25 protein-coding genes and 1 pseudogene are annotated in these 20632 nt (G+C 68.1%); 10 read left to right on the top strand and 16 right to left on the bottom strand.

Annotated elements, in window-relative coordinates; translation table 11 throughout:
- Positions 1 to 68: 68 nt before the first annotated feature.
- Positions 69 to 1142, bottom strand: coding sequence for a hypothetical protein (locus tag ACOZ38_RS19995; RefSeq protein ID WP_424532563.1), 1074 nt, complete (start codon positions 1140 to 1142; stop codon positions 69 to 71).
- A gap of 346 nt (positions 1143 to 1488) precedes the next feature.
- Here ACOZ38_RS19995 and ACOZ38_RS19990 point away from each other — a divergent pair, with 346 nt between their 5' ends.
- From ACOZ38_RS19990 to ACOZ38_RS19965, 6 genes are all read left to right on the top strand, one after another.
- Complete coding sequence (locus ACOZ38_RS19990) at positions 1489 to 2037, top strand: hypothetical protein (RefSeq protein WP_424532562.1); 549 nt, start codon at positions 1489 to 1491, stop codon at positions 2035 to 2037.
- Positions 2038 to 2340: 303 nt separating this feature from the next.
- Positions 2341 to 2706 (top strand): carbamoyltransferase C-terminal domain-containing protein, encoded by a 366-nt coding sequence (locus ACOZ38_RS19985; RefSeq protein WP_424532560.1) that lies wholly within the window; start codon positions 2341 to 2343, stop codon positions 2704 to 2706.
- Positions 2703 to 3164, top strand: coding sequence for an NUDIX hydrolase (locus ACOZ38_RS19980; RefSeq protein ID WP_424532558.1), 462 nt, complete (start codon positions 2703 to 2705; stop codon positions 3162 to 3164). Before ACOZ38_RS19985 ends, ACOZ38_RS19980 begins: the two co-directional genes overlap by 4 nt.
- Before the next feature lie 191 nt (positions 3165 to 3355).
- The gene (locus ACOZ38_RS19975; RefSeq protein ID WP_424537052.1) at positions 3356 to 4066 is read left to right on the top strand and encodes a histidine phosphatase family protein; all 711 of its coding nucleotides are present in this window, start codon (positions 3356 to 3358) and stop codon (positions 4064 to 4066) included.
- Complete coding sequence (locus ACOZ38_RS19970; RefSeq protein WP_424532557.1) at positions 4063 to 4197, top strand: hypothetical protein; 135 nt, start codon at positions 4063 to 4065, stop codon at positions 4195 to 4197. The genes ACOZ38_RS19975 and ACOZ38_RS19970 overlap by 4 nt, the downstream gene beginning before the upstream one ends.
- A gap of 4 nt (positions 4198 to 4201) precedes the next feature.
- Positions 4202 to 4648, top strand: a complete 447-nt coding sequence (locus ACOZ38_RS19965) for a zeta toxin family protein (RefSeq protein ID WP_424537051.1) — start codon at positions 4202 to 4204, stop codon at positions 4646 to 4648.
- A 183-nt stretch (positions 4649 to 4831) separates the two neighbouring features.
- Here ACOZ38_RS19965 and ACOZ38_RS19960 read toward each other — a convergent pair whose 3' ends face one another.
- The 3 genes from ACOZ38_RS19960 to ACOZ38_RS19950 form a co-directional block, all read right to left on the bottom strand.
- Positions 4832 to 5077 (bottom strand): Uma2 family endonuclease, encoded by a 246-nt coding sequence (locus tag ACOZ38_RS19960; protein ID WP_424537050.1) that lies wholly within the window; start codon positions 5075 to 5077, stop codon positions 4832 to 4834.
- A gap of 79 nt (positions 5078 to 5156) precedes the next feature.
- Entirely contained in the window at positions 5157 to 6398 is a 1242-nt protein-coding gene (locus ACOZ38_RS19955) for an IS256 family transposase (RefSeq protein ID WP_424532555.1), read from the bottom strand.
- Between the two features lie 80 nt (positions 6399 to 6478).
- Entirely contained in the window at positions 6479 to 6847 is a 369-nt protein-coding gene (locus tag ACOZ38_RS19950; protein ID WP_424532554.1) for a Uma2 family endonuclease, read from the bottom strand.
- A gap of 185 nt (positions 6848 to 7032) precedes the next feature.
- Between ACOZ38_RS19950 and ACOZ38_RS19945 the strand changes: the two genes are divergently transcribed.
- Positions 7033 to 7257 carry a hypothetical protein gene (locus tag ACOZ38_RS19945; protein WP_424532553.1) on the top strand — a complete coding sequence of 75 codons (225 nt, stop codon included), beginning with the start codon at positions 7033 to 7035 and terminating at the stop codon, positions 7255 to 7257.
- A gap of 124 nt (positions 7258 to 7381) precedes the next feature.
- Here ACOZ38_RS19945 and ACOZ38_RS19940 read toward each other — a convergent pair whose 3' ends face one another.
- Positions 7382 to 8221: a helix-turn-helix transcriptional regulator gene (locus tag ACOZ38_RS19940; protein ID WP_424537049.1), complete on the bottom strand. Its 840-nt coding sequence runs from the start codon at positions 8219 to 8221 to the stop codon at positions 7382 to 7384.
- Positions 8222 to 8478: 257 nt separating this feature from the next.
- Between ACOZ38_RS19940 and ACOZ38_RS19935 the strand changes: the two genes are divergently transcribed.
- Positions 8479 to 9417 carry an SDR family oxidoreductase gene (locus ACOZ38_RS19935; RefSeq protein WP_424532551.1) on the top strand — a complete coding sequence of 313 codons (939 nt, stop codon included), beginning with the start codon at positions 8479 to 8481 and terminating at the stop codon, positions 9415 to 9417.
- A gap of 43 nt (positions 9418 to 9460) precedes the next feature.
- Here ACOZ38_RS19935 and ACOZ38_RS19930 read toward each other — a convergent pair whose 3' ends face one another.
- From ACOZ38_RS19930 to ACOZ38_RS19910, 5 genes are all read right to left on the bottom strand, one after another.
- Positions 9461 to 10951, bottom strand: coding sequence for a ParB/RepB/Spo0J family partition protein (locus tag ACOZ38_RS19930; protein ID WP_424532549.1), 1491 nt, complete (start codon positions 10949 to 10951; stop codon positions 9461 to 9463).
- A 106-nt stretch (positions 10952 to 11057) separates the two neighbouring features.
- The gene (locus tag ACOZ38_RS19925) at positions 11058 to 11441 is read right to left on the bottom strand and encodes a hypothetical protein (RefSeq protein ID WP_424532547.1); all 384 of its coding nucleotides are present in this window, start codon (positions 11439 to 11441) and stop codon (positions 11058 to 11060) included.
- Positions 11442 to 11651: 210 nt separating this feature from the next.
- Positions 11652 to 12623, bottom strand: a complete 972-nt coding sequence (locus ACOZ38_RS19920) for a sigma-70 family RNA polymerase sigma factor (RefSeq protein WP_424532545.1) — start codon at positions 12621 to 12623, stop codon at positions 11652 to 11654.
- Entirely contained in the window at positions 12620 to 12970 is a 351-nt protein-coding gene (locus tag ACOZ38_RS19915) for a hypothetical protein (protein ID WP_424532543.1), read from the bottom strand. Before ACOZ38_RS19915 ends, ACOZ38_RS19920 begins: the two co-directional genes overlap by 4 nt.
- 141 nt (positions 12971 to 13111) lie before the next feature.
- On the bottom strand, positions 13112 to 13717 hold the full coding sequence (locus tag ACOZ38_RS19910) for a hypothetical protein (protein ID WP_424532542.1): 606 nt from the start codon (positions 13715 to 13717) through the stop codon (positions 13112 to 13114).
- Between the two features lie 8 nt (positions 13718 to 13725).
- Between ACOZ38_RS19910 and ACOZ38_RS19905 the strand changes: the two are divergent.
- Positions 13726 to 14013, top strand: a pseudogene (locus ACOZ38_RS19905) (ATP-binding protein); the annotation flags it as partial.
- Positions 14014 to 14109: 96 nt separating this feature from the next.
- On the opposite strand, the gene ACOZ38_RS19900 reads toward ACOZ38_RS19905, so the two are convergent.
- Both ACOZ38_RS19900 and ACOZ38_RS19895 read right to left on the bottom strand, forming a co-directional pair.
- Positions 14110 to 14958, bottom strand: a complete 849-nt coding sequence (locus ACOZ38_RS19900; protein ID WP_424532540.1) for a hypothetical protein — start codon at positions 14956 to 14958, stop codon at positions 14110 to 14112.
- A gap of 578 nt (positions 14959 to 15536) precedes the next feature.
- Positions 15537 to 16016 carry a hypothetical protein gene (locus ACOZ38_RS19895; protein WP_424532538.1) on the bottom strand — a complete coding sequence of 160 codons (480 nt, stop codon included), beginning with the start codon at positions 16014 to 16016 and terminating at the stop codon, positions 15537 to 15539.
- 243 nt (positions 16017 to 16259) lie between these two features.
- On the opposite strand from ACOZ38_RS19895, the gene ACOZ38_RS19890 reads away from it, so the two are divergent.
- Entirely contained in the window at positions 16260 to 16448 is a 189-nt protein-coding gene (locus ACOZ38_RS19890; protein WP_424532536.1) for a hypothetical protein, read from the top strand.
- A 936-nt stretch (positions 16449 to 17384) separates the two neighbouring features.
- Here the strand turns inward: ACOZ38_RS19890 and ACOZ38_RS19885 are convergent.
- The 4 genes from ACOZ38_RS19885 to ACOZ38_RS19870 form a co-directional block, all read right to left on the bottom strand.
- Entirely contained in the window at positions 17385 to 17753 is a 369-nt protein-coding gene (locus tag ACOZ38_RS19885) for a hypothetical protein (RefSeq protein WP_424532534.1), read from the bottom strand.
- A gap of 220 nt (positions 17754 to 17973) precedes the next feature.
- Positions 17974 to 18294, bottom strand: a complete 321-nt coding sequence (locus ACOZ38_RS19880; RefSeq protein ID WP_424532532.1) for a hypothetical protein — start codon at positions 18292 to 18294, stop codon at positions 17974 to 17976.
- A gap of 129 nt (positions 18295 to 18423) precedes the next feature.
- Entirely contained in the window at positions 18424 to 19482 is a 1059-nt protein-coding gene (locus tag ACOZ38_RS19875) for a DUF4238 domain-containing protein (RefSeq protein ID WP_424532530.1), read from the bottom strand.
- The gene (locus tag ACOZ38_RS19870) at positions 19434 to 20618 is read right to left on the bottom strand and encodes a tyrosine-type recombinase/integrase (protein WP_424532529.1); all 1185 of its coding nucleotides are present in this window, start codon (positions 20616 to 20618) and stop codon (positions 19434 to 19436) included. Before ACOZ38_RS19870 ends, ACOZ38_RS19875 begins: the two co-directional genes overlap by 49 nt.
- Positions 20619 to 20632: the final 14 nt, after the last annotated feature.

The raw sequence follows: 20632 nt of genomic DNA, 5'->3' as shown, positions 1-20632 counted from the left end.
TGCTCCAGCTCGGCGGCGACTTCTGGCGGCAGCAGCGACCAGGCATGGTTTGGATCGCCGCAGCCGACTCAGCGGCCGTGGGCCCAGATCAAACCGCTGCGGCCAGAAGGTGCCGCGCCGACCGCCCAGACGGAACCGCTCTCCGGCTGGATGGCGAGGTCATGGACGAACGCGTTCTGGTTCGGCGGAGCCGGAAAGGCGCCCGGCTCGACACTGTCGGCGCCGATGTGCAGAAACCCGCTGCCTCCGCCCTTGGCGTCGTAGACGACCCAGGCCCCACCTCTGCCGTCGGGCTCCGCCTGGGCGCGCGGCTGGATGCCCGGTTCACCACGGACCTCGAAGTTAAAGCCGCCCAGATAGCCCGACAGCAGCAAAGTCTCACCGCAGAAGGAGCGCTTCGCACTGCCGCACGGCCAGGCGACCCAGCCGACGGCCATCACCCGGCCGGTCTCACCGTCGACCGCGACATCCGTCAACTCCGAGATCTGGTCCGAGCGTGCGGACGGAATCGCGGGAAGCGTAACCGCGCGCCAGGCCGCGCCGGTCCAGCGGGCCAGAGCCGCCGTGCCCCGCACCGAGCCCGCCGCCCACTTGCCGTCGAGTCCTCTGACCACAATCGGCGTGTCGACCTTGCGCCGCACCGACCCGGCCAGGCGCCGCAGCGTGGACTGCGCCTTCCACCCGGCGTCACCGGCCGCGGGGAACGTATTTGAGTTCTCGATGACCCACAGGTTCTTGCCGATGGCGTACGCCCGATCCACCCGGCCATAGCGCCATCGCTTGACCTGCCAGCGCTTGCCGTCCCACCGGGCGTACCGCGACGCGCCGAACGCCCAGACCCTGGTGTCGGACGCCGACGTCAGCCGCTTCACTCGGAAGCCCGGCCCGGTGACCCGTTTGAAGGTGGACCGGCCGCCCTTGAGCAGGAGCGACTCGGTACGACTCGATCCGCGATCCGGGCGCCTCGTCCCGGCGACCCAGACCGCCCCACCCGGCGTCACCGTTACCGCGTCGTAGGAGTCACGGCGGTGGTCATGGACGATGCTCCACTGACCGGCCGGTGCCACGGCGTGGGCGGCGGCCGGCCCGGCAGCGACGAAAAAGGCGACGGCCGCAGCGGTGCCGCGAAGCAACATTCCCATAAGGGTGAGACGCACCTTTGAGAGGAAAAGTTTACATGCGGCAGGGCAGGAGGTGGCAAGATCCGGACCTGCCGCTCGACCGTCTCCGCTGGGCGCGAGGGTGATGGGGCGAAGTCCTGCTCATTGGGGTCGGCCGCGCGGTCACATGCACTGCAAGATCATCCGCTACTGCCAACTTCGATGACTCGCCCGGTGAGTGGTCACGCACAGCTATCTGACAGTGAGCAGGTCACAGCGTCGGTCACTGTCATCTTCGCTGACGCCAGACACCGACTGCCCGGCCGAGGTCGTGGCATACGTCCAGGCCCGTCATCGCGTGAAGAGCTCCACGCTTCGGCTGGATGCCTTGGACGTGCTGACGCTGACTCGTCATCTGCGGGCTCAGCTGGACGCGGCGGAACTGGCCATGATCAGTGTCTGTCGACAGGACAAGGAAGGCCGGTATTCATGGAGCCGGATCGCTGCGGCGCTCGGCCTGAGGACGCCTCAAGCGGGGGAGCAGTATGCCAAGCGGCTGCAGGCGGCCAGTCGACGCTTGCCACGCCGGCCTGAGGCACTGCGGCAGGAGAGCCATGGTCGGCGTCGGACCGTTACTTGGGCTGCTGGGCATGGTCGCCGAGTTATTGAGGTCGCTCGGTCGTTGGTGGTTGAGCGTGATGGGCTCGCACGGACCAGGGACGCGGAAGACTGGCTGGATGGGATCGAGGAATTGCTAGCCGCTTCAGAGCCAGGGGCTGCGCAGTGGGGGAGCCTGCTGGCTCATTTCCGGCTCCTGGCGGCGGCGTTGGATATGGAGTTCGGTGATACGCCGATGGCACCGGGGGATGAGGTGCTGCAACAAGCGTTGCGGCTGGCCAGTGAGCATGATGCGGCGACTCGGCGACCCACAGTGTGATTCGACGCGCGGACTCGTCGAACCGGCGATGAACGCGGCGATAGCTGGCGTACGCCCGTCGCCGGTGGAGCCGGGCGTGGTAACGGCATCCGCACAATGCTCGGTGTAACTGCCGGGATGACGCCACGCCATCAAACGGGGGAGAGGCATCATCCCTACCGACAGACCAGGGAAGAGCCGTACGCCGCGCGTATGGCCCTCCACTAGTTCTTCACTTTGACAACTCCAACGACGATCCATCCGTACTTCTGGCAATCGGCCCTGTTGTAGCCGCGGCGCCACCAGGGCTTGCTGTAGTTCACCATGCTCGTCCGGCCTGCGGGGCAGGACACCTGTACATGCACCCTGCTCCTGGCACCACCCGTACGCGCCGACAAACGCGACCGCCTCCAGGGCGTGACCCACATCGACGGGACCGCCCGCGTCCAAACCGTCGAGGCGGCCACCGCCCCCCGCCTCGCCGCGCTCCTTGAGCACCTGCGCCGGCTCACCGGAGTTCCGATCGTCCTCAACACCTCCTTCAACGACCGCGAGCCCATCGTGGAAACCCCGGCCCACGCCCTGGCCACCTTCCAGGCAGCCGATCTCGATGCCGCCTGCATCGGCGACTACCTGATTGAACGCAGCGCCCCCCGCGAGACAAACCCCGCGAGACAATGGAACGCATGACACCTGAGCTACGCGAGGCCGCGCGCGTCATCGTCCTGGACACCCGCGACCGGGTGCTGCTGCTGCGCTACGCCGAGAACGGCGGCTTCTGGGCCACCCCCGGCGGCTCGCTGGAGCCCGGGGAGGACCACCACACCGCGGCTTTGCGTGAACTGCACGAAGAGCTCGGCGTCACCAGCGTGGACCTCGGCCCTCAGGTCGCCACCCGAAGCAAGGACCACCTCGTTGCCGGACGACCGGCCCGCCAGGTCGAGCGGTACTTCATCGCCCGAATCCCCGCCGACGCCGTCGACCAGGCCAAAGCGACGCAACCGGACGAGATCCTGTCCTGGCGATGGTGGTCGCTGAGCGAACTGAGCCAGTCCCACGAGACGGTCTACCCCGTCGGGCTCGCCGACCTCGTCACCGGCTTCCTGCAGAACGGCGCTCCCCGGAAACCGGCCCGTCTGGCGGGGTGAGCACGACTTCGACGACGACCTCGGTCCTATCGGCCCGCAACTGGTGAGTACCTCCAGCACCTTGCGCTCTCGTGATACGCACAGCAAGGGGATCATTGTCCTCCGCGCTTGCAGCTCGCAGGAAGGGCAGGCCTGATCCCTTGGAGCTCCCCCCAAACCCACAGACCCGTTCGACTCCCACTGCTTCGCCGATCCCCCCGGCCGGCCCCGACGCCGTCGGCCTAGCCGGACTGGCGGTCGTCCGGCACGGCCAAAGCACTGCGAACGCCGCGTTCGCCGCAGCAGAGGCGCGCGGCGCCCTGGACACGGGGCTCACCATGCGGGACGCCGAGGTTCCGCTGTCGCCGCTGGGGCATCGGCAAGCCGCTCGGCTCGGCGCCTACCTGAAAGACCTGCCCGCCAACCAGCGCCCGCAGGTCGTCGTGTGCTCGCCGTACCTGCGTGCCCGGCAGACCCTCCAAGTTGCGTTGGCGGCTGCAGGCGACGCGGTGTCCCTGCCGTCCCCGCATTTCGATGATCGGCTGCGCGACCGGGTGATGGGCGAACTCGAACTGCTCACCACCGCGGCGATCGAGGCCCGCTTCCCCGCCGAAGCCCTGCGGCGACGCCGCGCAGGTGAATACCAGTACCGGCCGCCTGGCGGGGAGTCGTTCGCCGACATCGCCACGCGGTTGGGCACCCTGCTCCAAGAACTGCACGAGCGCCATCGAGGGCGCAGGGTTCTCATTGTGGCCCACGACGCCGTGGTCCTGATGCTCCGCCGCGTGATCGAGGGCTTGTCCTGGCAGGAGGTGGCCGGCATCGTGCGGTCCGGTCCGGTCGCCAACGCCTCCGTCACCTCTTGGCGGCAGGTCGACGGGCGGCTTCGGCTCGCCGGCTACAACCAGACCGAGCATCTATGACCCGAAAGCTGGACATGAACGCTGAAGATCACCACACACCCTCGCCTGCCGAGTCCATCCTGGGGCAGGTCCAGCCGGGCCCGTACGACCCCGGCGCCGTGGCCGCCTATGAGACTGCGATGAGCCTGTGAGGACATCGCCCGGCGCTTCCATGCCGGAGGCTTCCAAGTCGAGGTCGCCATCGTGGCAGTGCCGGCAGCTTTGAGCCGGCTGGGCATTCTCGATCGCTACTGGAGCGAGGTCCGGGAAGTCGGGCACGGCCGCCTGATCGACCCGGCGATCCACGACGCCTGCTACGCCGGCGTCGAACGCGGAGCGGCCGCCATCGACGCCGGAGGCCTCGCGCACAGCGCGTTCGTCTTCCGCCGCAACGGCGAGGTCGTCTACGCCAACCACGCCACCGCCGACGGCTCCTGGCAGACCCCAGCCCGGATGGCGGCGGCCGTCACCGCCGAGCGGCAGCGCCCCTGGACCGCTGCGGAACAGACATGGTTCTCCAGCCGCATCACCGCCCTGGTAACGGCATCTCTGCCGAATGGCGTGGGGAGATCACTCGGATCCAGACGCTCGCGGCACCCTTGATGCCCCCGGTCACCCGAGTGCAGGCGGCGCAGTTGCGCTCCGCTACCGCACCGAGCCGCGAGCCGACAAGGATTACCAGCACCGATCGGGCGCTCCCGCCAGGACGTTCCACCAGGGCCGTGACGACGCGGAGGAGAACAGAGCCGCCCGGCAGATGATCTCGGTGTTGACCGAGAGCACCCGTCAGCCCAGTAGCCGTCCAGTGTCGATTTTCAGATCCCATGGCTCCGGCAACACCAGGGAGTCTCCCAGCACGACGGCGACTTCGTGCAGGTAGCCGGTGTGTCCAGGGTCGCTGAGCAGCCGAGCTGTCTGCTGGTAGGAATCGATCACCAGGTAGAGCGGCACGCCGGCCAGGGCGCAGTTACGCGGCTTGAGAAGGTGATCATCGGCACGGGAGCTCGGAGACATGACCTCGACGACGAGCAGGGTGGCCTGGCCGTAGACGTTCGGTCACGTCCAGCGGAGTGGTGTATGAGTCAGCCTTCGCGGGATCCGTTTCTGCAGGTTAAGCGGTGAGGGTGTCGGGGAGTTGGTGCGCGGTCGGTGTGTCGCTGTTGATGAGTTTCAGGCGTGCTTTGGCCAGGACCTCCACGCCCATGTAGCGGCGGCCCTCGCTCCACTCGTCGGTCTGTTCCGACAGCACCGCACCCACCAGGCGGATGATGGCCGGCCGGTCGGGGAAGATCCCCACCACGTCGGTGCGGCGGCGGATCTCCTTGTTCAGTCGTTCTTGGGGATTGTTGGACCAGATCTGCTTCCAGATCTCTTTGGGGAAGGCGGCAAAGGCCAGCAGGTCCTCCCGGGAGATCTCCAGATGATCGGCGGCAGCCGGGAACTTGACGGCCAGAGCATCGATGACCCACTGGTGCTGGCTCAGCACCGACTCGGGAGTGTCTTGGTCGAAGACGGTGCGCACCAGGGTGGCCACCCACATCTGAGCCGACTTGGGGACGCAGGTCAAAAGGTTGCGCAGGTAGTGGGTGCGGCAGCGTTGCCAGGACGCCCCGGGCAGGCAGGCGCCGACGGCGTCGACCAGCCCGGCGTGCGCGTCGGAGATGACCAGTTGGACGCCGGTCAGGCCGCGGGCGACCAGGCTGCGCAGGAAGGCCAGCCAGCCCGCGCCGTCCTCGCGGCTGGTGACCTCCAGGCCGAGGATCTCCCGCTGCCCGCCTGCGTTGACGGCGGTGGCCACCAGGACGTGCACGTTGATGATCCGTCCGTCCTCGCGGACCTTCTGGGTCAGGGCGTCCAGCCAGAGGAAGGTGTAGGGGCCGGCGTCCAGGGTGCGGGTGCGGAACGCCTCCACTTGCGCATCCAGGGTCTTGGCCATCTGGCTGACCTGGCTTTTGGAGATACCGGCGATGCCGAGTTGCTCGACCAGCTTGTCAACCCGGCGGGTGGAGACTCCTAGCAGGTAGGAGGTGGCCACCACGCTGATCAGTGCCTGCTCGGCCCGGCGGCGGCGTTCCAGCAGCCAGTCGGGAAAGTAGGAGCCCTGCCGTAGTTTCGGGATGGCCAGCTCGATCGTCCCGGCCCGGGTGTCCCAGTCCCGGGCGCGGTAGCCGTTACGAGAGTTGGTGCGCTCGCTACTGCGTTCGCCGTAATCGGCTCCGCATCGGCTGTCGACCTCTGCCGACATCAACGCCTCGGCCATGGTCTTCACCATGGATCGCAACAGATCCGGATCTTGAGCCTCGATCTGCTTCGCCAGCCAGCTTGCGGGGTCCACACTGTCGTTCACGGCCATCGCTTTCTCTCCTTCGATCTTGATGTCGCAATCACGAAGGATCACGCGATGGCCGTCTTCATTTCACGACGCCACGCTGACTACCAGCGGAAACTCTTACACCACACCCGTGGACGCAACCAGACGTTCTCGGCGTCCCACATCCGCGGGTTTGCCGGCACGACGGTGAGGTCCGGCCGGTACCGGTCGATCTGGGCGCCGAGGAAGACTTTGATGTCGTTGCACGCGGTCCAGCCACGCTCATCGACGAAGATCAGGATCTGGCGGAGCAGCCGGAAGATCACCTGATTGTGATCAAGGGTGGGCATTTCCCTGATCACGATCCTGCCGTCGATGATCTCCACGCGTTGGTCGTCGAACTGCTCGCATGCCTGCTGATAGCGAAGCTCAAGCGCGCGCCGTCGTACCTGTTGCGGCGTGCCCACGGGTGGGGCCAGAACGGTTCCCATGTCGCCATCATCCCCTCCCTGCGATCATACGCAACGTACGCGCCCCAATACGAAAGGTAGTCGCCGAATGGTGTCGCCGTCCAGGAGCTCAGCGATGCCACAGCACTACGTAGGCATCATCGGCGAGGGGTGATGGTGGGCACCAGCGAGCCCTCCCGCGACTGCTCAGCCGGGGCAGGAGAGCGGTGAGCCGATGGACGATCGCCGAACAGGCGCAGGTGCCCAAGGGCACCGGCTGCGGTGAGGACCGGCTGGTAGTGACCGGCGATGAGCCGGGCACCTGGTGCGCGGCCGTCATCGACGGGGCCACCGACAAGTCAGGACGCACCTACGAAGGGCTGAGCGGCGGCGCGCTCGCCGCGGAATGTCTCGCGGCGACGCTGCGAAATCTGGCGCCGGGCACTACGTAATCGAGTGGCGTGGCGTGTGCGGTCACGGTCGCGGAACTGGATTGGCGCCGTTTCCGTCCGTCGCGCGTGACATCAGGTGTCGGCAGGTAGACCTCGCTCAGACGCGCGGGTCCCATCGCGGGCGTCAGCGCAGCGGCTGTGTTCCGATGACGGATAGCAGTTGCAGTTTTTCGTGGCTCTCACTGCCGGGAATGGCGGTGTAGACGAGCAGCGAATGGGACTGGTCCGGATCGACCAGCCGCTGGCAGTTCAGCTCGAGTGCGCCGAGTTCGGGGTGGATGAAGTGTTTCACCTCGTTGGGGTGAACGCCGACCTCGTGGTCGTTCCACACCTCCCGGAACTCTTCGCTGTGAGCGAGGAGCAGGTCGGCGAGGTGGGCCGCCCGGGAACCGGGACCGCGCAGGGTGAGGATCTGGCGCATGCCTGAGGCGAACATGCGCGTGAGGAGAGGATGGTCTTCGGGAGCGTACAGCTGTCGTGTCGCAGGGTCGGTGAACCATCGGTAGCCGATGCTGCGGGACGGCCCGCTGTAGCGGGTGGTGTCACCGGTGAGCGCGACACCGAGTGCGGTCTGTCGGAGCGTCTCCCCGAGTTCGGTGACGATCTCGGCGGGCGTGTCGTCCAGGCGGTCGAGGATGCGCAGCAGGCCGGGGCTGATGTGTTCACTGGCCACACCCCGGACGGGTGGGTTGTGACCGGCGAGGCGGAACAGGTGGTCGCGTTCGTCGAGGGAGAGGTGGAGTCCCTGCGCGATGGAGGCGAGCATCTGCTCGGATGGCCGGGGTCCGCGCTCCCGTTCGAGTCGCGCGTAGTAGTCGGCCGACATGTGGCAGAGCGCCGCCACCTCCTCCCGGCGCAGCCCGTCGGTTCGGCGGCGTTGTCCGCGCGGGAGGCCGACGTCTTCGGGTTGCAGCGCCTCCCGGCGGCGCCGGAGGAACTCCGCAAGTCCGGTCCGATCGATCATCATGCGTTCCCTCCCTGGTCCTGGGTCATTCCTACCGCCCACGCGTCTGCGCATCCACGGCCTGCCGATCCCCCCATTCTCGGCGCCGCGCAGTCCCGCTCGACGTCGCCCGTCATGCGTCCGAGCGCGCCGACCCGCCGAGAGGTGGATCGGCGATCCGTGGATAGGGCGGCCCTGAATCCGCTGGCAGCGAGGTTCGAGCATGGACTCGCACGCCGACCCGCGGCGGATTCGCCGCAGAACGACGGAGACCATTCATGGCTCGCACCATCGACATCGCCATCCCCGACCTGTCCGGAAAGCTCGCCGTCGTCACCGGGGCGAGCGATGGCATCGGGTTCGTCATCGCCACGCGCCTTGCCGGAGCGGGCGCCGAGGTGATCATGCCGGTCCGCAACCCGGCCAAGGGCGAGAAAGCCGCCGATCGCATCCGCGGTCTCGTGCCGGGTGCGAAGATCGCCACCCGGGGCCTCGACCTGTCCTTGCTCGACTCGGTGTCCACCCTCGCGGACCAGCTTGTGGGCGAAGGCCGCCCGATCGACATCCTCATCAACAACGCCGGCGTCATGAACCCGCCCAGCCGGCAGGTCACCAAGGACGGATTCGAGCTGCAGTTCGGCACCAACCACCTCGGTCACTTCGCCCTCACCCAGGGGCTGCTGCCCCTGCTGCGGCAGGGCAGGGCCCGGGTCACGCACCAGACGAGCGTCGCCGCACGCAGCGGTGCGATCAACTGGGGCGACCTGAACTGGGAGAACAGCTACGACGTCAGTATGGCCTACAGCCAGTCGAAGATCGCCGTCGGCCTGTTCGCCCGGGAGCTCGACGCGCGCAGCAAGGCGGCCGGGTGGGGCATCACCAGCAACCTCTCCCACCCAGGCGTATCCCCGACGAACCTGCTGTCCGCCCAGCCCGGGATGGGGCGGCAGAAAGACACCTTCGGGGTCCGAATGATCCGGGCGTTCTCCCGCATGGGCATCCTCGTCGGCACCGTCGACACCGCCGCCCTGCCGGCGCTGCTGGCCGCGACCGGCCCGGACGCCCAAGGCGGCCTGTACTACGGCCCCGAGGGACGCGGCAACCTCCGCGGCGCCCCGGCGCAGCAGGAGCTGTGGGCTCCGCTGCGCAACATGGACGACGCCCGCAGGCTCTGGGAGGCTTCCGAGCGGCTGGTCGGCGTGCGATTCCCCGCCTGACCTCCCAGAGAACGGATCACCGGTCGCCACTACAGCTGGATGCTCAGCACCGAACCCGGCTGCGTCTACGTCGAAGCGTACGTGCGGACGCCGTCGGGAAACGGACCCACCGCCCGCACCCAATGCCTCTGACAGGTGACCGGCAGGAGGGGCGCCCCCGGAAAGTCCGCGGGGAATCTCCCGCAGGCTGTAGGCGCATCCCGACATCCTGGCTGCCTGCTGAAAGGCCACCGCCGGGAGGTCCGCTCCGCCGGCAAGGGCTCGCCACCGCGATCGGCAGCAGCCCCAGCAGGTGCAGCTTCCCTGCCCGGGCTGTGGGGATCGCCTCGACGCTGAGCCGTCCCGCGAGCTTCGCATGCAGCTGGCCAGTGGCGGCTCCGCCCAGCCGGTCACGAAGCGGCTCGGGCATCGTCATCAGCATCTGGGTGACAAAGGCCAGGGTGTGTCTGGGGGCGGTCGAGCGGGCGAACAGGCGCTGGGCCAGCCAGTCGTGGCGGACGGCGGCGGCGGCCTTCCACGCCTTGTTTCCGGTGATGACGATCTTGCGCGCCTCCGGATCAGCTGTCTTGGGGGTCGAACTGGTCGCACTCGATTCGGCCGGCGTGTAGCCATGCGCCTGCGGCGTTGCGCAGTAGAACACCGGCCGCTGCTTGTTGTAGGACCAGAAGAAGGCGCCATGGCCAGGGCAGGTGTTGTGGGTCTCGGGGTCGAAGCCCTCGGCCATGCGGCTGAGGGTGTCGACCCGCTCCGCGCCCTCGGGCAGGTCGTCGGTGACCGGCACACCCGCCTGGGCGAGCTCGGCGAGCAGCGCGGTGTGCGCGGCGGCTTCCTGACGTTCGGTTTTGACGTACTCCACGGCGTACTTCACCTTGCGCCCGTGGTTGATCATGTTGGTGATCTGGTCCATGGCCGCCTGGTCGCCGTCGAACTCTGCCAGCAGAGCGAGTTCCTCGAAGTCCAGGTCGTACTGGGTGGCCTGGGCCGCCTGGCGGCCCTGCGCCGTCAAAGCGCCGGCCTTCAGCGCGGCGTTCACCGTCTCGCTGCTGAATCCGGTGCTCCGCCGAATCCCCGATTTGGAGGCGCCTGCCTTCATGGCCTCGAACAGCGCGTCGGCCTTCTCCTGCGGGGTCAGGTCTTCTCGCTGTTCGGCCGTGGTGACCTGGCCGATGTACTGCTCGGCCGGGTCCTCGGCCAGCTTCCGGTCGATCACGCAGGTCAGTGTCGGCCGGTTCTCCTCACGGGCCGCCAGAAGGCGCCGGTTGCCGTCATGCACCCAGTACGCCACACCGGCGTCCGGCGGTGCGGGGTACACGATCAGCGGATGCTTCAGCTTTTCCTTGACCGAACGCCGGAACCCCGCAGTGATCTTGTATTCCTTGCGCTTGTTGATCGGGCTGAGGTCCAGCTGCGCGAGCGGGATCTCTGCCAGGGTCTGGTGCTCGGGGGCGGCGAGGATGGTCGTCTCTTCACTGGTAGCCACGGACAACGGGGACTCCTTTCGTGAGCGTGAAATGGAAGAAGGGGAGACCGGCACGCGCCGGTCTCCCCTTTGTTCGCTGACGCCGCACCGCTGCAGATCGCGGGCAGGACGCTGACGTGCAGCCCCCCGGGGGCGCGTTGCGCAGGTGCCGGCCGCCCGGTCAGGCGTCCCAGGGGATGGAGCCGCGCGCGTCATGGGTGTCGACGAGCACGTCGCCAACGGTGATCGGTCCGGCGATCTGCTCCCACCCGGAAGAGGCGCAGGCCCATGCGACCTCACCGATGACGACAACATCGCCCTTGCTCAGCGACCGGTTACCGGCTGCCCGGTACTTCCGGGCCCGGTCGTCGTCGCCCTCGTTGAAGGTGACGAATGCGTCCTCCAGTACGGCGTGCGGGTCGCGTGCCTGCTCGGCGGGGATGTCGTAGGCGAACACCTTGACCATTGCGTGGGTGGGCTTCCAGCCCTGCAGGAAGTTGTCGGGGACGCAGATGTTGTGCCAGATGCCGACGGTCATCACCGGCGGTGCCAGAGCCTCCACCATGTGGGCCCTTTCGTATCCCGCGCTGGGGGTTGTTCCCCGGCGCCGGGACCGACTTCCCCACGGGTTCTCGGAGCGGAGGAAGGCTCGCCCGCAGGGCGACCGCGCGAAGCGCGGCTTGGCCTTCCTGCGCGCAGAGGTTCCGTGGGAAAGTCCCGAAGGCGTCGGGGCGACCCATCGGCGAAACACCTTGCCTGTGCGGTTACGGGCAGATCAGGTCCTCCAGTCCCGTAACCTCGCCCGCATTTCGGGGGTGCGCAGCCTCGCCAGGGTGTTCTTCTCGAGCTGGCGGATCCGCTCACGGCTCAGCTTGAACGCCTGGCCGACCTCCTCAAGGGAGTGCGGTCGGCCGTCGACGAGTCCGTACCGCAACGCGATGATCTTCGCTTCGCGGTCCGGAAGCACTGCGAGCACCTGGCGCAAGGCGTCGCCGAGTTGCTGGTCGGCGACGATGTTGACCGGGTCGGGGACGTCGATGTCCTCGATGGCATCGGCCAGCGGGATGCGCCCGGCGTCGTCGATCGGGATGTCCAGGCTGATCGGCTGCTGGCGGACCCGCAGAAGGTGTTCCACCTGCTGATGGGTCTTGCCCAGAGCGCCGGCGAGCTCGGCGGCGGTGGGCCTGCGGTTGAGGTGCTGCTCCAGGCCCCGTTCCGCGGTCCGCAGCGCGGAAAGCACTTCGCGCATGTGAGCCGGAAGACGGATCGTCCGGCCCTTGTCGGCGATCGCCCGCTGGATCGCCTGGACGATCCACCAGGTGGCATAGGTGGAGAACATGTACCCCTTGGCGTGGTCGAACTTCTCCACCGCGCGGATCAGCCCCACGTTGCCTTCACTGATCAGATCGGCGAACTCCAGGCCACGGCCGACATACCGGCGGGAGGTTGCGACCACCAGGCGCAGGTTGCCCTCGACCATGTGCTGCTTGGCCTGCTGGCCGTCGCGGACGATCTCCTCCAGCTCGGCGCGAAGCTGATCGGGAACCTCGCCCCCGCCGGCCGTTTCGGCGTGGTCCAGGCGGTGGCCGGCGAACAGCCCCGCTTCGATCCGCTTGGCCAGCTCCACCTGCTGGGCAGGGGTGAGCACCGCGACGCGGCCGATGCTCTTCAAATACTGGCCGACGCCTTGCCACAGTTCGTCTTGACGCTGGGAGGCGACGGCGGATGTGGTGGGCCTGCCGGTCATGACGGGCCTCCGGTGAGCAGGCCCAGGGCGGTCTGCGCTTCGGCGCGGCCGGGCCGCCGGGCTCCGCGCAGGTCGGCCACGGTCCAGGCCACTCGCAGCACCTGCGGCAGCATGGGCGCCGTCAGCACGCCGGTGTTGGCCGCGGCGGCGAGCACTTTGAGCGCCTGGTCATCGGCGCGGAACGTGGTACGCAGTTCGACGGCGGGCACCTCGGCGTTGATGACCCAGGGCAGGTGCGCCAGGCGGGCACTGGCACGCTGACGTGCCGCCCGCACCCGGTGGGCGACGACCGCGGTGGATTCCGGCGGCGCGGCCGGGCCCTCGGCCGGCGGGCACCGGTTCCACATGGGCGCGCACTCCGACCGCTTGCAGCAGGCGCGACAGCCGCGCCTTGTAGCGGCGTTTGGTTGCAGGGGTGCACGTGCAGCTCTGGGCCCCGTTGTTCTATCGCTGACCCATAGGCAAAGTGGCTGTCGGCACTCTGTTCCTCAGAACCCGTGTGCCTTGGGTCTCTGCTTGTAACTCACCGGTAGGCGCACCCACCAATGCGCCTTGGACCCGTCGCCAGGGATGGTCGGCCGGCCGCAGCTGCACGTCCAGTCGTCACCGTCGACCGCCGCGACCGGCGGCCAGAACTTGAACAGCACCTCGTCGGTTGCAGGTGCCTTGCGGTCGTCCGGCCACTGTTCGATGTGGAACCGGTATCCGCGTTTCGGCAGCAGCAGAACCGGCAGGCTGATCGGGGCCATGGCACCGTTAGCCAGGATGGCTGTGGCGTGCGCGCGTACCGGGCGGTCGACTTCAATGGTGCCGAACAGATTCTTCGCGCCCGTCGGGCCGTCGAGGGACGTGACGATGGCGGTCTGCTGCGTGGGGTGCAGGCTGCGGTGCGTTTCCTCGCGTTCGTCTTTCCGTCGTTCTCCTTCGATCTCAGAGAGGGCGGCTGCTTCGGTCGCTGATTTCTCTGCCGCGACCGCTGACCTGTCGGCGGCATTAGCAGAACGTCGTGCCTGCACCAACGCTCGCCAAGCCACGATCATGCCCACCGCGGCGATTACGGCGCCGCCGATCGCGATCCAGCGGTCCAGGTTCAACCCGAGCCATGTCCAATCTGGTGTTGCGCCCGGTGAAGGGGGATTCATGGACCGTTACCGTACCGGGCCGGACGACCAAGCGGCGTCCATGTGAGGCGGACCAGAGCTGGCGCCCGGGAGCCGCGTCCTTGGCTCACCGCGGCGTGTTGCTGTTGCCGGACGCGGCGGACTTCCCGGTGCAGGTGCTGAACGGGCTGCGTCAGCCGATGATGTCCGGCCAGGTCAGCCTCACCTCCTCGTCGATGACCATGCAACTGCCGGCCCGCTTCCAGCTCGCCGGGACCACTCGCCTGTGCCCGTGCGATTCGGCCGAGCAGGCCCAGAGCTGCACGTGCACCCCTGCAACCAAACGCCGCGTGCATGTCGAGCATCTCGGACTCTCCGTCGTCCCCCTACTGCATGCTCACGTCGTGCGGGTGATCGAACGAGACCGGACAGGTGAAGACCCACAGCGAGTACCCCCGGCCGATCGTGATCTCCGTCGGCTTCGATCGGCTCATGGGCTCGTGCCGCTCACCCTCCTTGGCATCCTCAAGAGGCCGCCAGATCTCCGTGCCACTCCACTCTCTACTGGCGATCTTCAAGAGCAGTTCCATGTCGGCGCCGCACTCGCAGACCATCGGCACCGGGCCGGTGAGATACCAGGCGGCGTGACCGCCCACCTTCCAGCCATCGGCAATCGGTAGCTGGCGGTAATAGCGATCCTCGCCGGATTCCTCCCACATCCGAATCCGCTCCCTGAGGTCGTCGGAGAGCACCTCGTCCCAGGGATACTCGACGACCTGCTCGGGGTGCAGGACGCAAGGCTCGGGCAGGTACTCGTACTCCATCACCTCGGGTTCGGGTTGCTCGCTGAGCACGTCGGTGACGTCGGCCGAGCGGCGCCAGCGCAGCATCAGCGCGGGGCAGTAGTGAGGGTCATGGTCGCGGGGACACCAGAGGATCTGCAGGACATCGGCCCCGGGCGGTCTCACCAGGTCAGGCACGTCCCGCAGGAAGAGCTGGGCGACGGCGAGCATGGTGGCGGGGGTGTTGGGGTCGGCGGCCTCTTCGTCGCGGTCGAGCTCGGCCTTTTCCCAAGGGGTGAACTTCCGGCCCCAGGCCGCCGAGATGATGCGCCTGCGGCGCCGCTCGGAGTCCAACCGGACGAAGTCGCCCTCGTTCTCGTGCGGCTCTTCGCACACCGGCCAGGGCTCGTCGGAGGGCCAAAGCAGGGGACCGCCGATCGAACTGGCGCGCACGTCGGGTGTTCCAGGCCGCGGATGAAGGCGCGTGGCGGTCCGGGCCAACGTCGCGAGCTCAGGAAAGACAGCGGTGATGTCAACCGGGCGCGGGGTGGTTCGAGTCATGCCACCAGAACCTACAAGCGGGCGCTGCCAGACATATCGCGCCTGATCCGCGGCTGCAGAGGAGACCAAGAGGAGCAGCAGCGTTGGGCCACCGCCTGGCGGCTACTCAACCAAGGCGCCAAGCCCTCCGCGATGGCCTCTCTCCATGTCGTGAGCAACAACGCCGTATAGCGCACCGCATCGGCAGGGTCCCCGCACCGTCAGGTGTTGGGGACCGGCATCACCGAGGCGGCGGACCTAGCTACCGCGACGCTGACGAAACCTGGCCGCACATCATCAGATGGCCGTGCACCTCCTGCACATCCGCCAGGCCACCTTGGCGTCCACCAACACGGTGGCGGCGATGGCCTGGGCGACCCCTTCGTGCTTGCCCCAGGCATCAGGCGCCGACGGCTGTAGGGAGGCCATGCGGTAGGCGCGTGGAGTGGACTCTGCGGCGGTGACGGTTACGCCTGGACCAGGCGTGAGCCTCAGAATGGCGGTTCGTCGGCAAGGGATAGCCCGTTGCCCCACGGATTGTTGCTCGGCGGCTTCGGTGGCGGAACCTTGATGCGCAGGGTTGGGTACAGCAGATCTGATGCCTCATCGTCGAAAGCGGCGCTCCATAGCCTCTTGAAGAGTTCCTTGTGGGTTATCTGGTCCGGATCGTTGTACCCGTTGCCCTCACCATCCCAGTACAAGACGTCGGGATCGATGTCGGCGAGTGCGCACAGCGGTGCATAAACCGCGTATGCCGTTTCCCAGCGCTGGGGAATGACCGCACCCTTGAGGACGCGGCGGATGGTCTCCTGGCTGGCGCTTCCTGGAAGGTCCATGCGATTGGCCTTGGCCACGATGTCGCGTAGCGGGGGCCGTCCGGCGGCCCGGTACTTCTGGAACACCTCTGCCAGGAATCTGCGGTGCGGCCCGTCGGGTAACACCTGCTCCGACGGCATCCTGATGCCCCTCATCGCCATTCCTCCCAGTCCCGACACACGATGGCGACAAAAGTCTAGGTTTGACAACTCCTGGCACGCCGCAACTTTCCGAGACATCACCTATCACCGCCTAGGCGACCTATGTCCTTTCTCAACCGAAGGGACCAACTGCTCTATCGAGGCCTGACGATGGTGTTTGAGCAGCTCACGACGTTGTCGAGCCGCGTTCGCCAGCGAGGGACGGTGGTCGTCCCCGCACATTCACTGGGAGAGTCGATGTACCTATTGACCATGCGCGCGGCCATCGTGCTCCTCGCGGCCTGCGTCATCGCTGTGATCGCAGTGGCTCTGCTCCTGGCCGCCGGAAACACCTGGCCGGTGGCGTTGTTGGGCGGTGGGGGAGCATTCGGTGCCGGACTGCCCATCTTCAACGGGATGATCCCGCCCTCGGACAACCACTCGTAACCGGCGACATCCTCAAGGCTCGCCGAACTCAGCGACCAGGGCGATGGCGTAGGAGCGGGCAGTCTTGCCGTAGTCGATGATCGCAACGAAGGCCTCGGTGACCGCACCGAGCGCGGGCGCCTGCGGACGCAAACCGATTCGGTGAACCGCCCCCCCACGAGCGGCCCTCCCCGAGCTATCGCAGAAGCCACTGGCTATCTGCGATAGGTAGTTGAAAAGTGTGGCCCTGAGGCCAGCTTCGCCTTACCAAGGTTGCGTTCACGCACGTCACCACCACTGACAACAGGACCCTTTGTAGCAGTGACTTAGCGTCTGACCTGGGCTTAAGCACCTAAACGCGCGCTCACCGACGCGCTGCGGCACTTAGGGTAGTTCCCAGCTTCCCGATTCCAGAAGTTGCCTGCACTCCGGCTGTCGATCCTCCGCGCGGGGACCGACCCCGAGGCCTCGAATATGGGGCCTTTGTGGCACCAAGGAGGTGGTAGCGATGGAGGACGAGAAGCGGCACAAGAGGAAGGTCTTGGCGGAGCTGGGGCTGCTCGCGGTACGCGTGTTACTGACGCTCGCGGAGATCATCCACGGCGGGAACGGGCTCAGCTGACCACCGGACCCGCTCCACGTCGCAGGTAGCGGAAGCCTCGCGCATCTGGTTGGTCGCCGGGCGCGAGGTTTTCTGCTGGTTAGCACGTTCAGACGAAGGTCTTAACGTGCAGGTACTTAGCACTCTACATCGGAATGTAGGAGTGCTTACGTGCGGCGAGCAATGTAGGCATCGCCGCGGTGGTGGCGGTCATCGGTCTTCACCGTCGTCCGCCGGGGAGGTGCGGCCGCCAGCTCCCCCGAGCGGTCAGCAGGTCGGCCTCGGCCCGCCGGCGCAGCTCCTCCCGAGTCACCTGCAGCGCGACGATACGAGCCTCGAAGGCCTCGCGCCTCCCGCTAACGAGCGGCATCGGCGCGGACGTCTTCGGCGTGCTGGGTCGCGGCTGCGGCGGAGGCCTTGGTCGCGGCGAGCTGCTTGTCCAGCGTGGTTGGTGGCCGCCAGCTGGTCGGCGCGCTCATGCTCGCGGCGCTTGGCCTCCAGGGCGCGTGGATGGCGGCGGCAGTCTGCTCGCTGGCGCGTTGCTCGGCGGCCTCGCGCCATGCGGCGCGGACCTGCCGCTCTTTGTCGGCTTCGGCGTCGCGGGCCATCTGCTCGGCGACCCGCCGGGCTTCGACGGCCTGATCGCGGTCGCGTACGGCGGCTTCGCCGGCCAGGCGCTCGGGGACCTCCTGCAGCGCGGCGGCGTGCTCGACCAGCGCCGGCATCACCGCGGTGAGCGGTGGCGGCGTACATCGACAGGGCGCCGTCGACCCCGGCGCTTTGAGCGGCCCGGCGCTCCTCGGCCGCCTTGGCCTTGCATGTCTTGCCGTCCGGGCACACCCGATCCGGCGGTCCGCAGTACTCGCGTGGCCAATCCGTCCCGGTGTAGGTGATGCGCCGGTCGCACTGCGAGGCTGTCGGCCTGCCCGTCCGGTCAGCGGCGCGCTACCAGGCGGTGAGCTGCTCCGGCCCGGGGCCGGAGTCTAGGTCGAACAGCTCCAGCTGATCCGTCGCCGGGTCGTGCTGGTTGAGTTTCAGACATCGCCTGCAGGTGACCTCGCCCCGGTCGGGGTGCGCGGCGCCTGGATCCCAGCCGCTGACGCCGACCATGCACGCCGGGCCCGGCATGAGCTCCCCGCCCAGCCAGCGCGTCATCGCGACCTGGTGGACGATGCCCGAGGAGCGGACCCGCAGGTGCGCGCCACCGGCGTAGGCGGCCCGGGCGGAGGCGGCGATGACGGCCAGGGCCTGCTGCACACCAGCCACCGGGGCCACCGGCGGGGCGGGAGACCGATTGCGGCTCGGTCGGTCTTGCCGTGCCTGTTCGGGCATCAGGCGCCGCCGACAAGAAGGGCGCCGGACATCGCGTGCCTCCTTCACTGCCTGGGAGCCTCATCAGGATGTGAGTTCGCTGTGTCGGTTCAGCGCCGCCACCGCGCATAGTGGCTGGCAAGCCTTGTCCAGGGGACCCGTGCCGTAGCTGCCCCACCCGAGGTGCAGTCCACACTCTCGTACATTAAGGCGCTGGCATTCGACCTGGAGTTGAGGTCTTTTGTGCAGCCGCTTGCCCGCCGGGAGGTCCCGGTCCTCGGGCAAGGCGATGATCGCCGACTCCGCGCCCCTGATGAACGTGGTGCGTACCTCGTCGACCTCCCTACGCGTAACGACACGATGCACAACCTTCTGGCCCCGGTGAACCTCGCTGAAGGCGATCAGACGGTGCGGGCTGATGGGCCACCACACGTACCTGCTGGTGAGCATCGACGGCGTCCCAGCAGAGCCATCCCGGGAGAACAAGACCGGCTGATCACAGGTGATGAATCGGTCCTGAGGGTCATCCCACAGCTCAAGTTGACGTAGGGAGATTTGGTCAGCCGCCTTGTACATCGCGCGGAACAGCACATCGACGTAGTAGTCCGTGGTCAGTTCCTGGGCGGGCTGACCGGCTCTGCGTGTCGACCAGTCCTCCATGCTGGCGATTTGGCGTCTAGCCTGCGGTGTCCGGTTGCGCTGCAGTCCCATCACCACTGATAGCGACATGAAGTCGCCGAACTGAACATCGTCACCGGGTTTCCAACTGCGGAGCTTCTCCAGTAGGACGGCCGTCTCATCGTCGATGACCCCGAGCATGGCCTCGACCTGGTTGTGCGGCCCAGTCTTGGGGTCGGTGACCCGGTAGAAGTTCTCCTGGACGCAGGTGTCGCGCAGGCCGCGCAGCTTGTCGATTCCGTTCCTTGTGTCCAGGACGCGGACGCGTTTGCCGTCTGGGCTCCATGCCCGCAGGTAGGACTGGGGCACGTAGTGGTGTCGGCGTGACACGCAGTCCCGCTTGGTCGCCACCTCCGCGATCCGGTCCATATATGCCTTGACCTTCGGGGTGATGCTCCTACCGTCGTCTGTCACCGCTACCTCACCCCAGGGGTTCGGCACGCGGCTGATGAGCTTCCACGCCATAACGGGATCTTTCCTGCTTCTCTCAGTCCGCCAGCAAGGATGGCGGCCATGCGGTAGGCGGCGTGGCCGTCGAGTTTGCGGTGGCCGCGGTTGTAGCGCTGGGTGGTGACCGGGGAGGCGTGGCCGAGCATCTCTTGGACGTCGGCGATCGGCACTCCGGCGTCCAGCAGCGCGGTGGCCGCGGTGGCGCGGGCGGTGTGCGGGGTGAGCCGGGATGGGTCGACGCCGGCGGCGGTGGCGGCGCGGCGCAGCGCGGTGGTCATCCGCCACCGGTCGAAGGGGCGGCCGTCGTCGCGGGTGAACAGCGGCTCGCCCGGGGCGCGGCCGTGCAAGAGGGCGTCGAGCAGGGCGCGGACCCGGGGCGGGACGGGCAGGCGGTCGGTCTTGCCGCCCTTGCGGCGGAACAGGATCACGGTGTGCCCGGCATCGAGGGCGACCGAGCCGACTGTGAGCGCCACCAGCTCGCCGACGCGCACGGCGCACACGGCCAGCAGCGCGACGGCGGCGGCGTCGACCGGGTGGCGGGTGGCGATTGCCTCGGCGCCGTCGACAAGCGCGGTCTGTTCGGTGACGGTGCGGGCCGGGGTGGTGCCGATGGTGGAGACCTCGGGCCGGTCGACGACGTCGGCGGGGTTGGCGGCCAGGACGCGGCGGCGCACCGCGTAGGCGTACAGGCTGGAGGCGTTGGACAGGCGGCGGGCGATGGTGGAGGGCGCGAGCGGCCGGCCAGGGCGGGCCAGGCCGGCGCGGGCGGTACCAGTGGCGATGGTATCGCGGTAGTGGGTCAGGTGGTCCTCGGTGACCTCCAGCAGACCGACGCCGAGGGCCTCGGCGGCCAGCCAGCGGACGAACGCGGCGGTGTCGGCCAGGCGGGCCTGGCGGGTGGTGGCGGCCTTGGCCGCGCGCAGCCACGCCGCGACCGTCGACCAGGCGGCGGCCGGGAGCGCGTCGATGGTGTCGACGTCGGCGCCGGCCACCTCCCCGCCGTCGCCGCAGGCCCGGCGCGGCGCCAGGCCCGGGACGTCGCCCACGGTGGCCACCATGGGCGCCGGGAACGCCAGGGCGCCCGGGCGGCCGGCGGGTGCGGTGGAGGAGGCGGCGGGCCGGATGACAGCCGTGGGGATGATCTCGCTCACGCGACCCAAGATCT

Origin of the sequence: Sphaerisporangium viridialbum, assembly GCF_049674955.1 — a bacterium.
GTDB lineage: Bacteria > Actinomycetota > Actinomycetes > Streptosporangiales > Streptosporangiaceae > Sphaerisporangium > Sphaerisporangium viridialbum.
Note: the sequence above shows the minus strand (reverse complement) of the source record. Positions and strands in the feature narration are given on the sequence as shown.